Origin of the sequence: Novosphingobium sp. BW1 (genome assembly GCF_008107685.1) — a bacterium.
Lineage (GTDB): Bacteria > Pseudomonadota > Alphaproteobacteria > Sphingomonadales > Sphingomonadaceae > Novosphingobium.
Map to the genome: position 1 here is coordinate 389820 of NZ_VIRF01000058.1, position 20729 is coordinate 410548.

Consider the following 20729-nt stretch of genomic DNA (forward strand, 5'->3'; position numbering starts at 1 on the left):
TCAATCGAGCCGCTTGCGCACAGTGCGCCGCGTCAGGAAAGTGAGAAGAAGCGCATAGCCCCCTAGGATTGCGCAGCTGCGCGCAACCATTGCCCAATCGGTCCCGGCCAGGAACAGCGTCTTGATGAGCATCATGAAGTGCGTGGCGGGAACGATCTGCGCGGCTATCTCGACACCTATCGGCACATTGCGCAAGTCGAACACGAACCCTGACAACATCATCGCGGGCATGAAGCTGGTGAGGAGTGCCACCTGGCTCGCCGCGAACTGGTTACGCGTCGCGCCCGAAATCCAGAGCCCCAGGAGCAGCGAGACGATCAGGTACATCGTCGAGGAAACGAGGACCGCCAGCAGGGAGCCGCGGATCGGTACATCGAAAAGGACGCGCGCGGCCACCAGGCACATGGCGAGGTCGACAAGCCCAACAAGGATATAGGGTACAAGCTTGGCGAGCACGATCTCGACGGGACGCACCGGAGTCACGAAAAGCGATTCCAGCGTGCCGCGCTCCCATTCGCGCGCCACCAGCAGCGAGGTCAGGAATGCGCCCACCAGCGTCATAATGAGAACGACAAGCCCCGGCACCAGATACCAAGTGCTGTTCGAGGTCTCGTTGAACCAGACGCGCTGCACGATTTCCACCTGTCCGGCGCCGGACAACGCGCCCTCCCCGCGATCGCCACGGTGCTCCAGCGCCTTGGAAATGGCCCCCGAAAGATAGGCTTCCAGCGTGCTGGCCGTCACGGAATCGATACCGTTGAGCACGATCTGGACGCGGGCGCTGCCCGCCGCATACCGGCGCGCGAAATCGACCGGGAAATGGACGATGGCATCAACGCTGCCATCTCCCAGGAGGTGCTCGGCTTCGGCCATGGTCGTGACCCGACGAGGGGCGAGGTAGCGTGAGCCCTCCAGCCCCGAGACCACCTCGCGCACGGCGACCGACGGCGTGTCGATAACGACTGCGACAGGCGCGTTGCGCACATCGAAGGAGAGGCCGTACCCGAACAGCAGGATCAGCGCGAGCGGTAGCAGGAAACCAACGAGTAGGTTCGAACGGTCCCGCACCATCTGGCGCATTTCCTTGCGCACCAGCGCGGTCAGGCGCTGGACAAAGCCCGATCGTGGCACGCTCATGCCACGCTCTCCGGCCCGCCTGGCATCGTCCGCTCCTGTGCCCGCGCATTCTCGACGATGGCAATGAAAGCACTGTTCATGTCCTGGCCGCGCGGCCCCGCCTCTTCGCGCACCGCGCGCGGAGTGCCCAGCGCAAGCAGACGGCCGGCGTCCTGGATCGCGATGCGGTCGCAGTACTCGGCTTCCTCCATGAAGTGCGTCGTCACGATGATCGTCACACCCTCCTGCGAGAGCTGCGTGATCGTGCGCCAGAACGCACGCCGGGCCAGTGGGTCGATGCCGCTGGTGGGTTCATCGAGGAACAGGATGCGCGGACCATGCAGCAGCCCGGCCGCCATCGCGAGGCGCTGCTTGTAGCCATGCGGCAGATTGCCGCTCTGCGCCTGTGGATCAAGATCGAAGCGGGCCTCGATGGCGCGCACCCGCGCGCGCAGGGTCCCGCCCCGCAGGCCGTATGCGCCGCCGAAGAACTCCAGATTTTCGCGCACCGAGAGGTTCGCATAGAGCGAGAACTTCTGCGCGACGTAGCCGATGCGCCGCCGCGCGTTCGCACGTGTCTGGCGCAGGTTCACCCCCGCCACCTCCAGGTGGCCGCTGCTCGCCGGAAGCAACCCGCAGAGCATGCGGAAGGTGGTCGTCTTGCCCGCGCCATTGGGCCCGAGGAGGCCGAATATTTCGCCCGGCCGAACATCGAAGCTGGTGCTGGCAACCGCGGTAAAGTCGCCGAAGCGGCGAACGAGGTCGCGCACGACGATGATCGGCGCGCCGTCCTGACCCCGCTCGGGTCCGGCGCTGGACAAGGCCACCTCCCCGCCCTGATCGGGCGCGGTCGGCTCGCCTTCCTCCTCGTGTGCCCGCAGCAGAAGCATGAAGGCATCTTCCAGTTCCTCCTCACGCGACCGCGCTTCACAGCCAACCAGGAGATCAACGAGACTGTCAGCTGCGCATTCGGGTCGGCGGATAAAATGGACCTCGCCCCCGCTCGGCACGGCATCAACGATCCGGTCCGGGGCGTCGATCAGGCGCGCCTGGAGATCGCGGGCGGGTTCGCCTTCGCGCGGCGCAGCGACGTAGGTCAGCCCGGCAACCCGGGCGCGCAGTTCACCGGGCGTGCCCTCGGCCAGCTGTTCGCCCTTGTTGAAGACATGGACCCGCTCGCAGCGCGCGGCCTCGTCCATGTAGGCCGTGCTGACAAGGACGCTGAGGCCCTCTTGGGCAATCATCTGCTCGATGATCTCCCAAAGGTCGCGACGCGAGAGAGGATCGACCCCCACGCTTGGCTCGTCGAGCAGCAGCAGGTCTGGCACACGCACCAGCGTGCAGGCGAGACCAAGCTTCTGTTTCATGCCCCCGGAAAGATTGCCCGCCGGGCGCGCGGTAAAGCGCGCCAGATCGGTCATTTCGAGAAGCCGGGCAAACCGCTCACGGCGCAGGTTCGCGGGCACGCCGTGAAGATCGGCATAGAGATCAAGGTTCTCCTGGATACTGAGATCTTCATAGAGCCCGAAGCGCTGCGGCATGTAGCTGATCCGGCTCTGAATTTCCTGTGCATCCTGCGCGGCATCATGGCCCAGCACCTGCAGTCCGCCTCCATCGGCGCGCAGAAGCCCTGCGATCATGCGCATCAGCGTTGTCTTGCCGGCGCCATCGGGACCGACGAGCGCGGTCAAGCGCCCCGCTGCGACCTCAAAGGATATCCCCTTGAGGGCGTCGAAAGGCGCGCCGTCAGGCCCCTCGAAAGTCTTGACCAGATCGCGCGCGACGATGATCGGCGGCGCGTGCCCCCCCTTTCGGGCTCCATGACTGTCGAGCGCTAGACTCATTTCTGTCCACCGGTGTCCAGACGCACCGTGACCGGCTGGCCAAGGCGCAAGGCCTCACGGGTGTCCGAGACGATCACGCGCACCTCGTAGACCAGCGCCGTGCGCAAGTCCTCGGTTTCGACCGACTTGGGCGTGAACTCGGCGACCGAGGAAATGTAGCCGACCTGCCCCTTCACTGGCGCGTCGGGCGCGCTGTCGCTGGTTACTTGCGCGGCCATGCCGGGATGAACCCGGCCCAGGTCTTGCTCACCGACGTAGACCCGCACCCACTTCGGCGAAAGGAGTGCCAGATCCAGCACCGGCCGCTGGGGCGATGCCATGTCCCCCTCCTCAAGCAGCCGCGCCCGTACAACCCCGCGATGCGGTGCGCGCAGCACGCCCATCTCGACACGATGACGCAGCAACGCGGCCTGCGCTTCAGCGGCCTGGACCTGCGCGGCGGCCGTGGCCACCTGCTCTGTGCGCGGCCCCTTGCGCGCGAGCATCAGCGCCTGACCGGCTTCCTCGGCGCGCGCCGCCGCCGCCTCGGCCGCGCTCGTTGCCGCATCGAGATCGTGGGTGCTGACCGCCCGTCCGTCGGTCGCGGCACTCGCCTGCTGCATACGGGCAAGGTCTTGGCTGGTTCGGGCAGCGTCAGCCTGCGCGGCGCGCTTGGCCTCACGGGCCTGAGCAATTTCTTCGGGACGCGAGCCATTGCGCAATTGGTCCAGTTGCGCGCGCCGGGCCGCCAGCTCGGCCTCGGCCTGGCGCACCTGCAACGCGAGCGTCTCGGTGTCGAGCCGGGCAACGACATCTCCGGCCTCCACCGTATCCCCCTCTTCGACGGTCAGTTCGGTAAGGCGCCCAGCTTCCTCGAACGCCAGCGAAACCTGGCGGACATCGACATTGCCATGCAATTCGAGGTCACCGTGCCCGTCATCGCCCCGCCCCAGAAACCAGAAGAGAGCGAGCGCCAGAAGCACAAGCGCCACAAGCGCGGCTCCGACCGATTTCTTCATGCTCCTTACACCCCCCGAGTCGTTTCCGCACCGCCATCCGGCAAGAAGACTGCCACCACCGCACGCCCAAGAAAACCGCGCCAGATCAAATTGGACGAATGTCTTTGCAGTCCGATTGCAGTGCAGCACGCCCGGCACCATGGGACGGACCCATCTGCCACTTGGGAAATCGGCCCGGTCCTGCTACGCGGCCCGCCATGCTGACGATCCGCGACATCACCGTGCGCCTTGGGGGCCGCACCATCCTCGACCAGGCCAGTGCGACCATTCCCAACGGGGGCAAGGTCGGCCTCATCGGGCGCAATGGCGCGGGCAAATCGACACTGGTCAAGACCGTGATCGGCGAGCTCGAACCCGATGGCGGTTCGGTCGACCTGCCGCGCCGCGCACGCCTTGGCTACATCGCACAGGAGGCGCCCAGCGGGACCAAAACCCCGTTCGAGGCGGTCCTCGACGGCGACACCGAACGCACGCAGCTGCTCGAGGAAGCCGAGACCTGCACTGACCCCAATCGCCTGGGCGATGTGCACGAGCGCCTGATCGCGATCGACGCCTACTCCGCCCCGGCCCGCGCCGCACGCATCCTCGTCGGCCTCGGATTCGATGAGGAAATGCAGGGTCAACCGCTAGACAGCTTTTCGGGTGGCTGGAAGATGCGTGTCGCCCTGGCTGCCCTCCTCTTTTCGCAGCCCGATGTCCTGCTGCTCGACGAGCCTTCGAACCACCTCGACATCGAAGCCACGCTATGGCTGGAAAGTTTTCTCTCCAGCTATCCCGGCACGCTGATCGTCATCAGCCACGAACGCAGTCTCCTCAACCGCGTGGTCGATCACATCTGCCACCTGCAGAACGGCAAGCTCACGCTCTATCCCGGTACCTACGACAGCTTCGAGCGCCTGCGCGCCGAACGCGCGGCGCAGGCCGAAGCGGCCAAGGCCAGTCAGGAAGCTGAGCGCAAGAAGCTCGCCGACTACGTCGCGCGCAACTCCGCGCGCGCCTCGACCGCCAAGCAGGCCCAGTCGCGCGCGAAGATGCTGGCCAAGATGCAGCCGATCGCGACGCTCGCCGAAGATCCCTCGATGCGCTTCGAATTTCCTAGCCCCGATGAGCTGCGTCCCCCGCTCGTCACGCTCGACAAGGCAGCCGTGGGCTACGAGGAAGGCAAGCCGATCCTGCGCCTCCTCAACCTGCGCATCGATCCCGATGACCGCATTGCCCTGCTTGGCCGCAACGGCAACGGCAAAACGACACTCGCCCGCCTGATCGCGCGCCAACTCGAGCCGATGGAAGGTGAGACAAACTTCTCGCCGCGCATCCGCATCGGCTACTTCACCCAGTATCAAGTCGAGGAACTGCCCGAAGGGTCAACCCCGCTCGAACTGATGACCCGCGCCATGCCCGACAAGCCGCCGCAGGCTGTGCGCAACCAACTCGGCCGCTTCGGTTTCTCCGGCAACCGCGCCACCTCGGACACACATACAATGTCGGGCGGTGAACGTGCGCGACTGGCACTGGCATTGGTGACCCGCGATGCACCGCACATGCTCATTCTCGACGAGCCGACCAACCACCTCGACGTAGACGCGCGCGAGGCGCTGGTCCAGGCGCTCAACGCCTACGAAGGTGCCGTCATCCTCGTCAGCCACGACCGCCACATGGTGGAACTCGCCGCCGACCGGCTCGTCCTCGTCGATAAGGGCGAGGCCCGTGCCTACGACGGTTCGATGGACGATTACATCGACTTTGTCCTGGGCCGGAACCAACCCAAATCCGATGAGCCGCAGAGCACGAACGATGCCAAGCCCGCCCGCAAGTCGGGCGCGGTCGCACGCGAGGAGCTGAAAGCCCTGCGCCGCAAGGTGACCGAGGCCGAGACCGCGATGAAGCGCCTCCAGACCCGGCTCACTGCACTCGACGCCGCGCTGGTCGATCCCGCAAACGCCAAGGGCGATCTCAAGGACTTGGGCCTCGGCGCCATCGGACAGAAGCACACCGAAGTGAGCGCGGCGCTCGAAGAAGCCGAAATGACCTGGCTCGAAGCCAGCGAGGCTCTCGACGAGGTCATGGGGAACGGGTGAGGCGTGTAAGCCCAATGCGTGTGCGGACAGCCGCAAAGACAAATAAACACCCGGAATTAAAGAAACGAGTTCGGAGCGCCATCGCCCTCGGGCTGCCAAAACTGCCTACGTTTCTTCGCTGCGCGACCATGGCTTAAAAGCGAGATCCTCGATTTTTGAGGCCAAAGGGCAATAACCCTCTAAAAACCATTGCTATTCCTTCGGATATCCACTCACCGCTTAACGTGGTGAGCCTCAAAATCCCGACACTGAAAACGCCTGTTTACCAACGCTGGACATTGTCCTGTCCGGCGCTGGCGCTGGCGCTGGCGCACAAAAAAGGGCCGGACACACGGTCCCGCCCTCTTCTTTTCGTTGGATGCGCGTCCCGGAGATCAGCCCCGGCGGCTCTTGCTCTTCGGGCCGCCACCATGGCTTGAGGCACCGCGGTGCGGGCCTTCCCGACGCGGACCGTCGCGGCGCGGCGGCTTGCCACCACCGTTGAACGGACGGGCCTTGCGCGGCGGACCATCGTTGCCGCCACGCGGACCACCACGGAAACCGCCGGGGCGTCCCGGCGGCGGCGCGGCGGAGCGCTCGAAGCGGATGGCCTTCTCGAAATCATCATCGCCCGAACCCGCGGTCTTCTCGACGGTCTGGGCGAAGCGGTCCGCCATGGCGGCCGGAATCTCGATGAAGGTCTCGTGAACGAGAATGCGGATCTGGCCGATGACATCGCTCGACACGTGGCCACGGCGGCACACGACTGGAAGAACCCAGCGCGGCTCGGCCTGATCCTTGCGGCCGATGTTCATGCGGAACCAAACCGCGTCCTCGAAGCCTTCGCCACGCTTGCCGCGGCCCGGCTTCTCAACCTTGCCGAGGAGTTCCTCGGGCTGGGGCATCGTCTCGCGCTGCGCGGCGACGAGAGCAGCCGCGAGGTCTTCGGCCGGAACCTTCTCCATCAGCGCGCGGGCGATCTCGCGGTCGTCCTCGGTGATCTCGCGCGGCGCGGTCAACGCCTCGATGATACGCTCACGGTCTTGGGCCCGAATGACCTCGGGACCGGGAACTTCGGTCCACTCGGCCGGGATCTTCGCGTCACGCAGCATGTATTCGACGCGGCGACGGCGCGAATGCGGCACGAGCAGGATAGCGGTGCCCTTCTTGCCCGCACGGCCGGTGCGGCCGGAGCGGTGCTGCAGCGTCTCAGCATCGCGCGGGATCTCGACGTGGACCACGAGGGTAAGCGTGGGAAGGTCGATACCGCGTGCGGCAACGTCGGTCGCAACGCACACCCGCGCGCGCTTGTCGCGCAGCGCTTGGAGCGCGTTGTTACGCTCGTTCTGCGAGTGCTCGCCCGAAAGCGCCACGGCGGAAAAGCCGCGCTCGACCAGCCGGGCGTGCAGGTGCTTCACCTTGTCGCGCGTCGCGCAGAACAGGATCGCGGTCTCGGCCTCGTGAAAGCGCAGGATGTTGATCGCCGCGTTCTCGACATCCGAGGGCGTGACGGTCACGGCCTGGTAGGCGATGTCACCGTGTCCGCGGCTTTCACCCGCGGTCGAAATGCGCAGCGCGTTGTTCTGGTACTGGCGAGCGAGCTGTTCGATACCGCGCGGCATGGTCGCCGAGAAAAGCAGCGTGCGGCGTTCGGCCGGGGTCGCATCAAGGAGCTCTTCAAGGTCTTCGCGAAAGCCCATGTCGAGCATCTCGTCGGCTTCGTCGAGGACGGCGACGCGCAAGTCGGAGAGGTCGAGCTTGCCCCGTTCGAGGTGATCGCGCAGACGGCCGGGGGTGCCCACGACGATCGCGGCGCCCTTCTCCAGCTTCTTGCGTTCGGCCACCGGGTCCATACCGCCCACACACGTCACGATACGCGCGTTGGTGGGGGCGTAAAGCCAGCTCAGCTCGCGGCTGACCTGCAGGGCCAGTTCGCGGGTCGGGGCAATGACCAGTGCGAGCGGCGTGCGCGCGTAGGGCAAGTCCTCGACCGCGAGCATCTGCTCGGCCATGGCAAGGCCGAACGCCACCGTCTTGCCCGAGCCCGTCTGCGCCGAGACGAGAAGGTCGCGGCCTTCCGCTTCCCCTTCGCAGACAGCCTCCTGCACGGCGGTCAGCTTTTCATAGCCCTGGCCGGTCAGCGCGGCTGCAAGAGGTTCGGGGAGGTGTTCAAAATTGGAAGGCATCAACGGTTCATGCCGCCAAAAAGCGGCCTCTCGGTCAGGGGGATTCGGGAAGCTGGCCCGCACATCGGGCAAACAGTCGGCGCCCCCATAGACGAAAGCGCGCCACAATGCGCGCCCCAATTTCGTTTTCGGGCGATTTTTTATCGGGCCTGTCCCGTTCCGCACCGGGCCGCGTGCCGGAAATGAACCCCACAGTCTTCCCTATCAAGGGGGAAACGAGCCCCCCTGCCCCCTTCCCGCCACGGAATTTCAGTAACTTGGCTCCAGCCGCACCGCCATACCGCCTCCGGGCGCCATCCATATCTCCAGGCTATCGCCCTTGGTCACCGTTTGCGCATCGTAGGCAATGGAATGGCGCGTTTCGTCCAGATACGTCGCACCTTCGCCGTCCTTCCAGATCGTTGCCGTGTAGTTCGTGCCTGGGTCGAGGAAGTCAAAATTGACGCGCACCGTGCGCGGTGTCGCATCGTTAACCCCGCCCACGAACCAGCGCGCGCTCTTGCGATCCTTTCGGGCAAAGACCGCATAATCGCCTACTTCGCCTGCGAGGAGATGGCTTTGCGCCCAGTCGGTCGGCACGCTGGAGATGAAGTCCATTTCGCGCGGGTGCTTCTCCAGTTCCTCGATGAAATCCGCTGCCATCTGGATGGGTGAATAGAGCGTGACGTAGAGCCCGAGTTGCTTGGCCAGCGTGGACGCGAGCGGCACGCCTTCGGCACCGGTCAGGCTCAGGATGCCTGGCGTAAAATCCATCGGCCCGGACAACATCCGGGTGTAGACCAGCGTCGGTTCGTGATCGGGGCCGTTGGCGTAGGCCCCCCAGGCGTTGTATTCCATTCCGCGCGCGCCCTCACGCGAGACCCAGTTGGGCCAGGTGCGGCGAAGGCCGGTGTCCTTGATCGGCTCGTGCGTGTTTACGGCCACATGGTGCTGTGCTGCCACTTTCACCACGTCGAGGTAGTGGTTCGCCATGCGCTGGCCGTCATGCCAGGCGGTGCGTACCGCGCCGCGCGCCTCGCCATAACGGTCGGTATCGGCGATGATCCCGCCTGCGTCGGTCACGTAGCCAGTCTTCACGACATCGACGCCCATCTGCTCGTAGAGCGCCATCGCATCGTCGAGCTGGGCTTCGTAGTTGGCGATGTTCCCGCCTGTCTCGTGGTGCCCGATAAGGCGCACGCCCTTGCTACGGGCATAGGATGTCAACGCATCGAGATCGAAGTCGGGCACGGCCTTGGTAAAGCTGAAGTCCTGTCCGTGCCCCAACCAGTTGCCGTTCCAGCCCTCGTCCCATCCCTCGACAAGAACCCCGCGAAAGCCATGCTCGGCGGCAAAATCGATATAAGCTCTGGTGCGGGCGGTGGTGGCACCATGGCGCGGGCCCTCCCCCCAGGTCCAGTCGCCCCGGATCATGCCCCACCAGATGCCGATGTACCGCCCCGGCTCAAACCAGCTGACATCGCCCAGCGTGTTGGGCTCATTCAGATTGAGTTCGAGATCGTTCTCGACAAGGCCCGTAGCATCCTCGGCAATGCGGATCGTGCGCCAGGGCGTTGCGAAGGGAAGATCACGCACGACAGCGGGGCCATCGGCGGAAGGGGCAAGTTCGGTCCGGAAGGACTGTCCATCGGCCCGACGCAAGCGATAGCCCGCGTAATCGACAAGGGCTGCCTCGTGAAACGAGATGTGCGTGCCGTCCTCCAGCTTCATCGTGATCGGCGTGTGCGCCGTGGAAACCGCGTTGATGGCAGTATGCTGGTAGACCTGCTCGTAACGGTTCCACTCCCCGCCCGCGATCCACCAGGCCTCGCCCCTTGGCGCGACGGTGAAGCCGGTCGCCTCCTCGGCGATGCGCATGGTCTTGAGCGCGGGCTGCTCGGGCAGTTCATAGCGAAAGCCGATACCGTCATCGAAGAGGCGGAAGCGCACGTTCATCCGCCGCGCGCCGTCCTCCTTGAACTGCGCGAAGCGTACCAGGAGCTCGTGATGACGGTCGTGCACGAAACGGCGTTCGCCCCAAGGCTGCTCCCAGGTCTCGTCGCCCTGCGCGCGCTCACTGCCGGTGATCGAAAAGCCGCGCACCATGGATAGACCATCGGCAAGAATGAAGCCCAGCCGACTGGGCGCGATAAGAAGCTTGCCCTTGCGTGAGAGCGACCATTCCGGCCGGGAATCGTTGTCGGTGGTCACGCGAAGGACCAGGCTTCCATCGGGCGAGCTGGCCGAGACTTTCTTGGGCTCAGCCGCTTCCACGCTTGTCCCATGGCAGGTGGCGAGAACCAGTCCGGCGGCGACCAGAAAGTGCAGCGGTTTCATCGTTATCTCTCTCCCTCTTCGATCCAGATCGCCGCGTGCGGGGGCAGTTCGGCAAGGCGGCCCTCCCCCGTCCATTGGGCAGCGTCGAAATTGGTGTGCGCGCGTAGATTGCCCACGGCGGTCAGGCCTGCAGGCCAAGGCTGAGCGGCTTCACTGAAGTTGAATACCGCGAGCACGCTCTGCCCCTTATGGCTGCGGCGAAAGACCAGCCGGTGCGCATCGGCAAGCAGTACAGCGCAAGTCCCTTTGCGCAACGCGGGCAAGACTTTGCGGATTTGCTGCAAATGCGCGGTCAGGTTGAGCTGCGAGGCGGGATCGGCATCTTGCCTATCGACTGCCCGCGCGAGGTTCTGCCCGCTTAGGGGAAGCCACGGCAGCCCCAGCGTGAAGGCCCCCCGCGCGTCGCCCCCGACCCACGGCAGGGGCGTGCGAACTCCGTCGCGCGACAGGGTCAGCGGCCAGTTGGCGATAGCCTCCGGGTCCTGCAGCAAGTCGAAGGGGACCTCGTCCTGGAGAAGACCGAGTTCCTCGCCCTGATAGAGGATGAGATTGCCACGCAGCGCGAAGAACAGCATCACCTTCATGCGGGCGAAGGCAGGGCGCATGTCTTCTTCCGCACACCAGCGGGAAAGTGCGCGCGGCGCATCGTGGTTCTCGAAGGCCCAACTTGGCCAGCCACCGACCTCGGGCCCGTCCCAGGCCTCGAGCGCCTGCTGGACGAGCGCCGGGGTAAGCGCCGGCGCGTAAAGAAAGTCGAAGCCATAGGCACTATCGAGCCGCTCGGGTCCGTGCGTGAATTGGAGCATCTCGGTCAGCGCGTTGCGCCCGCCCACTTCGGCGAGCGAGAAGGTGCTCGAATAGCTGGCGATCAGCGCCTGCAATCGCTCGATGAATTGCGGGATATCGGGGTGCGACTGGTTGTAGGTCTGGAGCTGGAAATCGAAGGGGCGCGTGCGCACCTCGCCGGTATCAGGCGCGGGCGGATTGTCGCGCAGCAGCGGATCGTGCATCGTGAAGTTCAGCGCATCGATGCGAAAGCCGGCGACGCCTCGCTCCAGCCAGAAGCGCGCCACATCCAGCAGCGCCTCCTGCACCTTGGGATTGTGCACGTTGAGCTGGGGCTGCTCCTTCAGGAAATTGTGCAGGTAATACTGCCCGCGCCGGGCGTCCCAGCACCAGGCCGGACCACCGAAGACGGACTGCCAGTTGTTGGGCGGCGAGCCATCGGGTTTGGGGTCTGCCCAGACGTACCAATCTGCATACGAGTTGCTGCGCGAGGCGCGGCTCTCCTCAAACCAGGGATGCGCATCGGACGTATGCGCGTAGACCTGGTCGACAATGACCTTGAGGCCCAGCTCTCCGGCGCGCGCGACTAAGGCGTCGAAATCCGCGAGCGTCCCGAAGATCGGATCGACGTCGCAATAGTTGGAGATATCATAGCCGAAGTCCGCCATGGGTGAGGTGTAGAACGGGGATATCCAGATCCCCTCGACACCCAGGCGCGCCACATGGTCGAGACGCTGCGTGATGCCCGCCAGGTCCCCCACGCCATCGCCGTTACTGTCCATGAAGCTGCGCGGGTAGATCTGGTAGATCGTCGCACCGTGCCACCAGGCACCGGCTTCGCGGTCCGTTTGATTTGCCACAGGGGTCGTCATGCTGCGCAGTATCCCTTTTCGCGTCTCGCCGTGCGTCGAAGTCCGCCAGGGACTAGCGCCTGGCCTCGCACAGGGCGAAGCCGAAAGGTGCCAGCGTGACGGCAAGACTTCCCTTTGCAATCGATTTTGTAGCGCAGCCGTGGCCCGCGATCTCGCGGAACTGCACTGAGTTTGGATCGACTGCGACCACAGCTTCCAAGGCCTCCCCTGAGGTATTGAAAGCCATGACAATTTCATGGCCATCCTGCGGATCGAAACGCGAGACTGCGAAGAGCCCGGGCGCGGCTTCGGATGCCGTCCGCAGACGTGTCGCGCCGCTCTGCAGCGCTGGCGTGCGCGCACGCAGCTTCGCCAGCTGCGAAATGAAGCGATAGAGTGGATGCCCGGTATCGAAATTGGCGTCGGCACTCGTGGCGTCGGTGCCGAGAAGGTCCTGCGTGTTGAAGGCGGTGACCTGCGACGCGAACATGTCCTGGCGCGCCTCCTTGTCGCCGCCAGTGCCGAGAAAGCCCTGCTCGTCGCCTGCATAGATCGTGGGTACGCCGCGCAAGCTCAGCAGCAGTGCATGGGCCAGTGTGACCCGGGCGAGGAGCTCTTGCTGCGAGATCCCGGGATTTGCCTTCTTGAGCAGCATCGCGATCCGGCCCGCATCATGGTTGCCCAGGAACGTGGGCAGCCGATTGGCCGCCCCGGCACCTCCTGCATAGAGCGCATCGTCCATCGGCATCCGAGCCAGGTCGGCCTGGCCACCACCTGCCGAAAGGGCATGGATCACCGCGTACATCAGGCCGAAATCGAGGACGGCCGGAAAGTTGGCCGCATGTGTCCAGGACGCGAGCAGCGCCGGGTCGTAGCGCTCAGTCGCGACTTCGCCGAAGATGTGGAAGTTGGAGATTCCCGCCTTTCGCGCGCGCTCCTCCATGGCGGGTACGAAAGCCTGCCAGAACTCGGGATTCACGTGCCGGGCGGTATCGATGCGAAAGCCATCAACCCCATAGCGGTCTATCCAGGCGCCGTAGATCTCGATCATCCCCTCGACAACGCGCGGATGCTCGGTCGCCAGGTCATCGAGGCCGATGAAATCGCCGTACTGCGCGCTCTCCCCGCTCCAGTCGGTATCGCCCCGGTTGTGGTAGTAGATCGAATCGTTGAGCCACTTCGGGGTCTTCGCTTCGCGTTCAGCTTCAGGCACGCGCGGGGCATAGGCAAAACCGGGATAGATCAGCTTCGCCCAGTTTGCGGGTGCGGGATCATGATCGCCCGCAAAGGCCGGGTTGATCGGCGCTCCCAGAACCGCGCCTCGGGTCGAAAAGGGATACGCGGCCTTGCTGCGGTAGGCATAGCCGCTCCCTTCGCCATCGGCATAAGTGATCACGTCAGCCGTGTGGTTGACGATTATATCCATGTAGACCTTCATGCTGCGCGCGTGGGCCGCTTTCACGAAGGCGGCGAATTCGGCCTCGCTGCCAAAGTGCGGGTCGACCGTCGTAAAGTCAGTGATCCAGTAGCCGTGGTAGCCGGCGCTCTCCTGGCCCGGCGCGCCCTGCACCGGCTTGTTGCGAAAGACCGGGCCAACCCAGATCGCTGTCACCCCCAGGTTCTGGATATAGTCGAGCCGCGAAGTCAGTCCCACCAGATCGCCGCCATGATAGAACCCCTTGTCGGCCGGGTCGAAGCCCGTCGCAAGCCTGTCTCCTCCATAGCCTCCCCGATCATTGTCCGGATCGCCGTTCTCGAATCGGTCGGGCAGGACAAAGTAGATCACGTCCTGCTCGGGCGGGCGGGCCCGCAAGGCGGCCAGCGCGTCGGACTGTTCCGCGTCCCGACAGTGCCCAGCGCTAGACAGCAGCAGCAGGCCTGATGCCGCAAGGGCCAGCGTCGTTGCTTGGATCATCGTGGCTTCCTCGAAAAAGATCGCGCGAGTGAAAGCGGGTCAGGGGTGAAACCGGCCGGGACGTTCAATCGGACAGTCCCACCCCCGAGGTGTGGCAGCAAGGCCCCGTCCGGGTGGAGCCAGCCCGGGCCTTGCTGCCAAAACGGTCAGAACTTGTAGGTGAACCCGGCGAGGAACCGGCGTCCATAGCTCTGGTAATCGATCACCTGGCGCGCATCGCCGGGATTGGCGGTGATGAAGGGCTCGTCGGTCAGGTTCTGCCCCTGGAGGTAGAGCGAGAGCCCCTCCAGCGCGCTGTCCGGCTGGAATTCATAGCCAAGTTGCCCATCGACGATGAACTCCGAGGCCGCACGGCGTCGCACGCGGGCCGCGCCGAAGCCGGAAACCTCGCCCACGAAGGTGGATCGATAGCGCACCGAGCCGCGCGCGCTGAAGCCTGCCTTCTCGAAGTAGGCCGTGCCATTGGCCACCCACTTGGAATAGCCCGGCAGGTCTTCCGAAGCGCCGCCCGGCACCGGCGAGATCTTTGTCTTGGTATAAGCAACAGAGCCCGTCACGCCAAAGCCTTCCAGCGTCTTGACGAAGGTTTCGAAGGGAAGCGTCGTCGCGACTTCCACGCCGTAGAGCTTGCCGCCCTCCCCGTTCACCGGGACATTGAGCTGGGCATAGGGCGCAATCGCAATGCCATTGCCCGGACTCGGCAACGCCAGCGCCGAGGTGGGCACCGTCACGTCCAGGTTGTAGACATAGCTCTTCAGGTCCTTCCAGTAGAACTGCGCGGCGATGTAGCCGTTGCTCGCGAAGTATTTCTCGAATGTCAGGTCGAGCGCGTTGGCTCGCCAGGGGCGAAGATCAGGATTGCCCGAGGAACCGGTTACCTGCGCCACGTCGCCCGTGACGGTGTAACCCCAGCTGAGCGAGGCCCGCATATCGTCAAGGCGCGGGCGGATGATCTCGCGCGCCGCAGCAAAGCGAATGACGAAGTCGCTCGGGAAACGCAGCGAGAGGTTAAGGCTGGGCAGAACATCAAGGTAATCGGTACTCTCGTTACGTTGCGAAGCACCGATGTCAGGCGATCCGTTGGCGTTGGTACCCAGATACACCGCCGTCGCCCCCTTCGAGTTCTGGTCGACCCAATTGGCCTGCACGCCCACGTTGCCAGTGAGGTGCGCTGTGCCAATCTCCGCATCGATGTTCGCCTGGGTATAGGCGGTCATGATCTTCTCGCGGATCGCGTAGGCCTTGACCACGACGTCGCCATAAGGATTGGCGACAAGGTTGTAGAGCCCGGCATCGACCAGCGCGACCGGATCGTAGCTGACCATCGAGCCCAGCCCCAGATAGTCGAGATCGGTCGCCCCCAGGCGCGCGTCCTCGGGGATCGGGACCGAGACCGTGCCATCAGTATTGGCAGCAAGGCCGAGGAAATACTCCTCGGGCACCAGCCTCTTGGAGCGGGTGGTGTAATTGAGCCCGGCCTGGACGGAGCGCAGGAGCCCCCGATCAATCTCCTTGGCGACTTCGAGGCGCAGCTGCCACAGCTCGTCCCGGATCTTGCGATCGTTGTAATAGCCGTCCTGCCCGCCGGTGATGGTGGTTCCGTCCAGCCCGATCTGCGTGCCGCCCCAGCCCTGGGGGCTGGTGAGCTGGATCAGGTCGTAATCGGCATAGTCGAGCTGGTGGGTGAACACCGTCCCGCCCGAGGAACTGGAAAAGCCGATGGTATCCGTTGCGCCTTCGCCCGCGCGGCCCGTGCCCGAGTAGGTCTCGACCACAAGTTCGTTGCGGTCGGTGCGCGAGTAACTGACATCGGCAACGGCATTCCAGCCATCGTCGCCCTTCCAGGCGCTGTTCCACCCGAACGAGTAGAGCTTGGCGTGGCGTTGGAACGCGTCATTGCGCAGCACGCCCTTCACATCGTCGAAGGCCCCTTGCGTGATGAGACCATCCGGGGCGCTATAGTCGTCCTGGAGCGAAGCGCCCGACCAGAACAGCGGCAATTCGATCCCGCGCTTGAACTGGTCGTCCTTGAAGTCGGAATAGAACGCGTCGAGCGTCGAGGTAAAGTTCGGGGATGGGCGCCATTGCAGCGTGCCGTTGAGCCCGAGGCGCTTGAGTTTGGTCGAGGTAACATAGGACTTCGAGCCCCCGATCACGCGGTTACCGTCAGGCCCATCGGCATAGCCCCAGGCGTTGAACTCTTCGACCTGATAGGGCTCATCAAGGTAACTGGCGCCAAGGGCGATGCCCAGGGTGTCGTTCGCAAACTGGTCGACATAGAGTGCGTTCATGCGAAACCCTGTGTCCGATGACCCTGCGTTGAGCTTGCCCTGATCAGTGTAGGTCCCGCGTGCGCCGACGCTGACGATGCGCCTGGTGCCATCCAGCGGGCGGACCGTGCGCATGTCGACCGTGCCCGAGAGGCCCTGACCGATCAGGCTGGCCATCGGTGTCTTGTAGACATTGACCGCGTTGACGATCTCGGAGGGATACTGGTCATACTCGACCGCGCGGTTGTCGCCGGTCGAGGTCTGCTCGCGCCCGTTGAGGAGTGTTGTTGAGAAATCCGGCGCAAAGCCGCGAATGGAGATCGCGTTCGACCGCCCGTTGACGCGCTGCGAGGTCAGGCCGGGCAAGCGCGCGATCGATTCCGCGATCGAGGCATCGGGCAGCTTGCCTATGTCCTCTGCCGAGATCGATTCCACGATCTGCTCAGCCTCGCGCTTCTCGCCCACTGCGCTGGCCAGGCTGGCGCGGTAGCCGGTGACGATGATCGCGCCTTCCTCGGTCAGCGGCTCGGCGGCCTCCTGCGCCAGCGCCGTGCCGGGCATGGCAGACAGCATCGCGGCGACCAGTGCGCCCCGTGAAATCACGACCTTGCTTACAGTATACGTACGAAATTGCATTCCCTGTTACCTCCCAATGCCGCGTGACGGTTCTGAAGACCGATTGCGGTGTCCGCTCCCATGGGCGAGTGCGCTTCGAAGACGGCGCGACTCATTTCCTGCCTTTGGTTTAGACGCGGGATGGGTTACGCATAATATGGCATACGTATACGTAGAGCGAACGGAGCCTCGCGCCGTGGTAGCGGGGCAACATACGCAAAAATGCGTGATGGTCCGCAAATCCGCGCCATAAGGCCCGACCGAACGCCGCGATTGTGCGCAGCATGAGAGCGCCAGGGTAGAAGGAGCAATACATGGGGCGCAAGCCATCGAACCGGCCGACGAGCTTTGACATCGCCTACAGGGCGGGCGTCTCGCAGCCCACCGTCAGTCGGGCGCTACGCGGCAGCCCGTCCATCAGCGAAGCGACCCGCACGCGCATTGAGGCGATCGCACGGGAACTCAACTACTCGGTCGACAAGAACGCCTCCTCGCTGCGCTCCAAGCGGACCAACACCATTGCGCTCCTTTTCTTCGAGGAAGACACCCCCGGCGACTCCAAGATCAACCCCTTCTTCCTCGCCATGCTCGGCGCGATCACGCGGCACAGCGCCAAGCGCGGGCTCGACCTCCTCATCTCATTCCAGCGCATGGAGGACGACTGGCACGTGCGCTATCTCGACAGCCACCGCGCCGACGGGCTGATCCTGCTGGGTTACGGCGACTACACGCTCTACCGCAGCCGCCTGCGCGACCTGGTCGACCATGGCACGCATTTCGTGCGCTGGGGCGCGGTCGATGATCCGGCCTTTGGCGCCGCAATCGGCTCGGACAACGCGCAGGCAGGCCGGATGGCGGGCGAACACCTGCTTGACCTGGGGCATCGCCACATCGTGTTCCTCGGCCAGGCGGACGAACACTATCCGGAGTTTGCGGACCGCTATGGCGGACTGTGCGAGGCGCTCGACGCGGCCGGGATCGCGCCCGACGATGCCCTCCGGCGCGATACGATCAGCCACGAGGACCTTGGCCGCGCGGCCATGCAGGACGTCCTCGATGCAGGCACCGAGTTCGACGCGGTCTTTGCGGCCAGCGACCTCATTGCGCTGGGCGCCATGGGGGCTCTGCGCGCCGCGGGAAAGCGGATCCCCGAGGACGTTGCCGTGATCGGCTTCGACGACCTGCCTGCCGCGGCCATAGCCTCGCCCAGTCTCACCACCATCGCGCAGGACATGCGCGCTGCAGGCGAACGGCTAATCGACGCCCTGCTCGCCCGGATCGAAGAGCGCGAGCCTCCCTCCCCGCTCATCGGGACACAGCTGATCCTACGTGAGAGCACGACGCCCCGTTAGCTTCGAAACGGACGCAGACGTGTGCCGCGTATTCGTATGCGTGATTGCCGCCGGGCCCGGGCCGTGCAAATGCCATGGGCCTGAAACGCACGGTGGCAGACCATCGGCAGAGAAGATGGGAAAGGACGGCCTGATGGCTACAAACAGCGATGCCGGATGGCCCGGAGAGGCCACCGCACGGTCGGAAAAGCCTCGCCAAGGCTGGCTGGGTCTGTGCAACATCAGCGTCGGCTTCTTCGGCATCCAGGTCGGCTTCGCGCTCCAGAACGCGAACATGAGCCGGGTCTTCCAGTCGCTGGGTTCCTCCATTGACGATCTGCCCGCGCTCTGGGTTGCCGCCCCCCTGACGGGCCTCCTCGTCCAGCCCGTGATCGGCCACCTTTCCGACCGCACCTGGCTCGGCAGGCTCGGACGGCGGCGGCCCTATTTCCTGGCTGGCGCACTGCTGGCGGCGTCCTCGTTACTGGCGATGCCCGGTAGTACGAGCCTCCTGATGGCGGCCCTCCTGCTCTGGACCCTGGATGCCAGCCTCAACGTCTCGATGGAGCCGTTCCGTGCCTTCGTCGGCGATATGCTGCGCCGCGACCAGCACACGGCGGGCTACGGCGTGCAGACCGCCTTCATCGGCGCGGGCGCGGTCGTGGGCTCGCTCTTCCCCTACCTGCTCGAGCATCTGGGCGTAGCGAATGTAGCCGCAGACGGCACAGTCCCCCAGACGGTACGGATCAGCTTCCAGGCCGGTGCAGCTCTGCTTGTCGTCGCCGTGCTGTGGACCGTCCTGTCCACTCGTGAATATACGCCCGAAGATATGCGTGCTTTTGCCGATAGCGAGGCGATTGCCGCCATGCCTGCAACCTTAGGCACACTTGCGGAACGCAAACTGACCACGGGGCTCACCTGGATCGGCCTTGGCGTCGCACTGGCCCTTGCCGTCTGGCACTGGAGCCTCGAAAAGGAGGTCTACCTCCTCGCCACGCTCCTCGCTGCCTACGGCCTGGCGGTAAACCTCGCAGCACGGCGCGCACGGCAAGGCAAGGAAAGCTCGATGTTCGCGGGGATCGTGGGAGACTTTGCCGGAATGCCGCCCCTGATGAAGCGCCTGGCTCTCGTCCAGTTCTTTAGCTGGTCGGCGCTCTTCATCATGTGGATACACACGACACCGGTGGTGGCAATCACCCACTTTGGCACCGCCTCGCCGCTCGATCCGACTTACCAGGAGGCGGGCAACTGGGTTGGCCTGCTCTTCGCGGTCTACAACGCGGTGGCGGCCTTTGCCGCGCTGCTGCTGCTTCCGCTCCTGTCCGCTCGGCTGGGCAAGGTGCGCACCCACGCACTGTGCCTGCTCGCGGGCGCGCTCGGTTTTGCAGGTTTCCTCATGGTGCGCGATCCCACCTGGCTGATCGCCTGCGAGATCGGCATCGGCATTGCCTGGGCCTCGATCCTCGCGATGCCTTACGCCATCCTCGCCAGCCATCTGGCGCACGCCAAGCTCGGCGTCTACATGGGGCTCTTCAACGTATTCGTAGTCCTCCCGCAACTGCTCGTGGCGACGGTCATGGGCACGATAATGAAGGCCTTCTTCCCCGAAGCCCCGGTCTGGACGATGGCTTTTGCCGCCGGAACGCTGGCACTGGCTGCGCTGCTTGCGCTTCGCGTCGATCCCGACGGGGGCCGTGCAGCCTGCTAGTCCATGTCTTCGGTGAAGTGCGCACCGTGTGTCGCGGCCTCGTTCGCGCGCAGGCGATAGGCATGGGCGGCGCGGCGGATGTGGTTGCGCGCTATAGCGCCGGCCCAGGCAACATCGTGCGCGGTGAAAGCCGCAATCAGATCGCGGTGGTCACGCTGGCTCTGTTCCAGGTCCGAGACCTTGTAGCGCTCGGCCGTGCGGTGGATGATCACCTGATTGACGATAATCCGCATCATCTGGTTGAGCGGCTCGGAGCGCGCCGCCGCGAGCAAGGTCGCATGGAAACGCCGGTTGCCCTCTACAAAGCCGGGAATGTCGGCCTCCTCGCCCAGCGCCGCATCGATGAAGTCGGCGTGGGTTCGCAGCTCCGCGATCTCGTCAGGCGTGATCAGTTCGGCCGCCCGCTCGGCGCAATGGGCCTCGAGCTTGGCGCGCAGCGTGAAGAGTTCCTCCACCTCGCCATCAGACCACAACGGCACGAAGACCCTTCGCGTGCCCGAGCGCTGCAGCAGCGTCTCCGAAACGAGGCGGGCAATCGCCTCGCGCACCGGTGTGCGCGAGGTGCCACAGTAGCTCGCGAACTCGTCCTCGGGCACGAACATGCCCGGCTCGAAATCGCCCGCCAAAATACCTGCGCGGATCTGGCGATATACCTGCTCTGACGTCTTGGCCATGTTCAACTCCCGGTGCGTGCGCCCGGCATTCCACTTGGTAAACTTGCTGGCTCCCTAGCGCC

General features: G+C 64.8%; 12 protein-coding genes. 3 read left to right on the forward strand and 9 right to left on the reverse strand.

All coding sequences use genetic code 11. The annotated features are described in order from the left end of the window. From FMM79_RS06840 to FMM79_RS06850, 3 genes are read right to left on the reverse strand one after another with little or no spacing between them, the layout of a single operon-like run. Window positions 1–1137: an ABC transporter permease gene (locus FMM79_RS06840; RefSeq protein WP_148626757.1), complete on the reverse strand. Its 1137-nt coding sequence runs from the start codon at window positions 1135–1137 to the stop codon at window positions 1–3. Further along, window positions 1134–2960, reverse strand: coding sequence for an ATP-binding cassette domain-containing protein (locus FMM79_RS06845; protein ID WP_148626758.1), 1827 nt, complete (start codon window positions 2958–2960; stop codon window positions 1134–1136). The genes FMM79_RS06840 and FMM79_RS06845 overlap by 4 nt, the downstream gene beginning before the upstream one ends. Then, the gene (locus FMM79_RS06850) at window positions 2957–3958 is read right to left on the reverse strand and encodes an efflux RND transporter periplasmic adaptor subunit (RefSeq protein WP_148626759.1); all 1002 of its coding nucleotides are present in this window, start codon (window positions 3956–3958) and stop codon (window positions 2957–2959) included. Before FMM79_RS06850 ends, FMM79_RS06845 begins: the two co-directional genes overlap by 4 nt. Before the next feature lie 197 nt (window positions 3959–4155). Between FMM79_RS06850 and FMM79_RS06855 the strand changes: the two genes are divergently transcribed. Beyond that, window positions 4156–6036: an ATP-binding cassette domain-containing protein gene (locus tag FMM79_RS06855; RefSeq protein ID WP_148626760.1), complete on the forward strand. Its 1881-nt coding sequence runs from the start codon at window positions 4156–4158 to the stop codon at window positions 6034–6036. Between the two features lie 374 nt (window positions 6037–6410). On the opposite strand, the gene FMM79_RS06860 is transcribed toward FMM79_RS06855, so the two are convergent. The 5 genes from FMM79_RS06860 to FMM79_RS06880 form a co-directional block, all read right to left on the reverse strand. Next, entirely contained in the window at window positions 6411–8201 is a 1791-nt protein-coding gene (locus FMM79_RS06860) for a DEAD/DEAH box helicase (protein ID WP_148626761.1), read from the reverse strand. Window positions 8202–8450: 249 nt separating this feature from the next. Then, entirely contained in the window at window positions 8451–10517 is a 2067-nt protein-coding gene (locus FMM79_RS06865) for a glycoside hydrolase family 97 protein (RefSeq protein WP_148626762.1), read from the reverse strand. A gap of 2 nt (window positions 10518–10519) precedes the next feature. Further along, window positions 10520–12175, reverse strand: coding sequence for an alpha-glucosidase (locus FMM79_RS06870; protein WP_148626763.1), 1656 nt, complete (start codon window positions 12173–12175; stop codon window positions 10520–10522). A 52-nt stretch (window positions 12176–12227) separates the two neighbouring features. Further along, the gene (locus tag FMM79_RS06875; RefSeq protein ID WP_148626764.1) at window positions 12228–14069 is read right to left on the reverse strand and encodes an alpha-amylase family glycosyl hydrolase; all 1842 of its coding nucleotides are present in this window, start codon (window positions 14067–14069) and stop codon (window positions 12228–12230) included. A gap of 146 nt (window positions 14070–14215) precedes the next feature. Continuing rightward, window positions 14216–16912, reverse strand: coding sequence for a TonB-dependent receptor (locus FMM79_RS06880; protein ID WP_371710875.1), 2697 nt, complete (start codon window positions 16910–16912; stop codon window positions 14216–14218). 356 nt (window positions 16913–17268) lie between these two features. On the opposite strand from FMM79_RS06880, the gene FMM79_RS06885 reads away from it, so the two are divergent. Together FMM79_RS06885 and FMM79_RS06890 are read left to right on the forward strand one after the other, a co-directional pair. Then, window positions 17269–18306, forward strand: a complete 1038-nt coding sequence (locus FMM79_RS06885) for a LacI family DNA-binding transcriptional regulator (protein ID WP_148626766.1) — start codon at window positions 17269–17271, stop codon at window positions 18304–18306. A gap of 133 nt (window positions 18307–18439) precedes the next feature. Next, window positions 18440–19993 (forward strand): MFS transporter, encoded by a 1554-nt coding sequence (locus tag FMM79_RS06890; RefSeq protein WP_148626767.1) that lies wholly within the window; start codon window positions 18440–18442, stop codon window positions 19991–19993. Here FMM79_RS06890 and FMM79_RS06895 read toward each other — a convergent pair. After that, complete coding sequence (locus FMM79_RS06895; protein ID WP_148626768.1) at window positions 19990–20667, reverse strand: GntR family transcriptional regulator; 678 nt, start codon at window positions 20665–20667, stop codon at window positions 19990–19992. The two genes, FMM79_RS06890 and FMM79_RS06895, sit on opposite strands and share 4 nt — an antisense overlap. Between the last annotated feature and the right edge of the window lie 62 nt (window positions 20668–20729).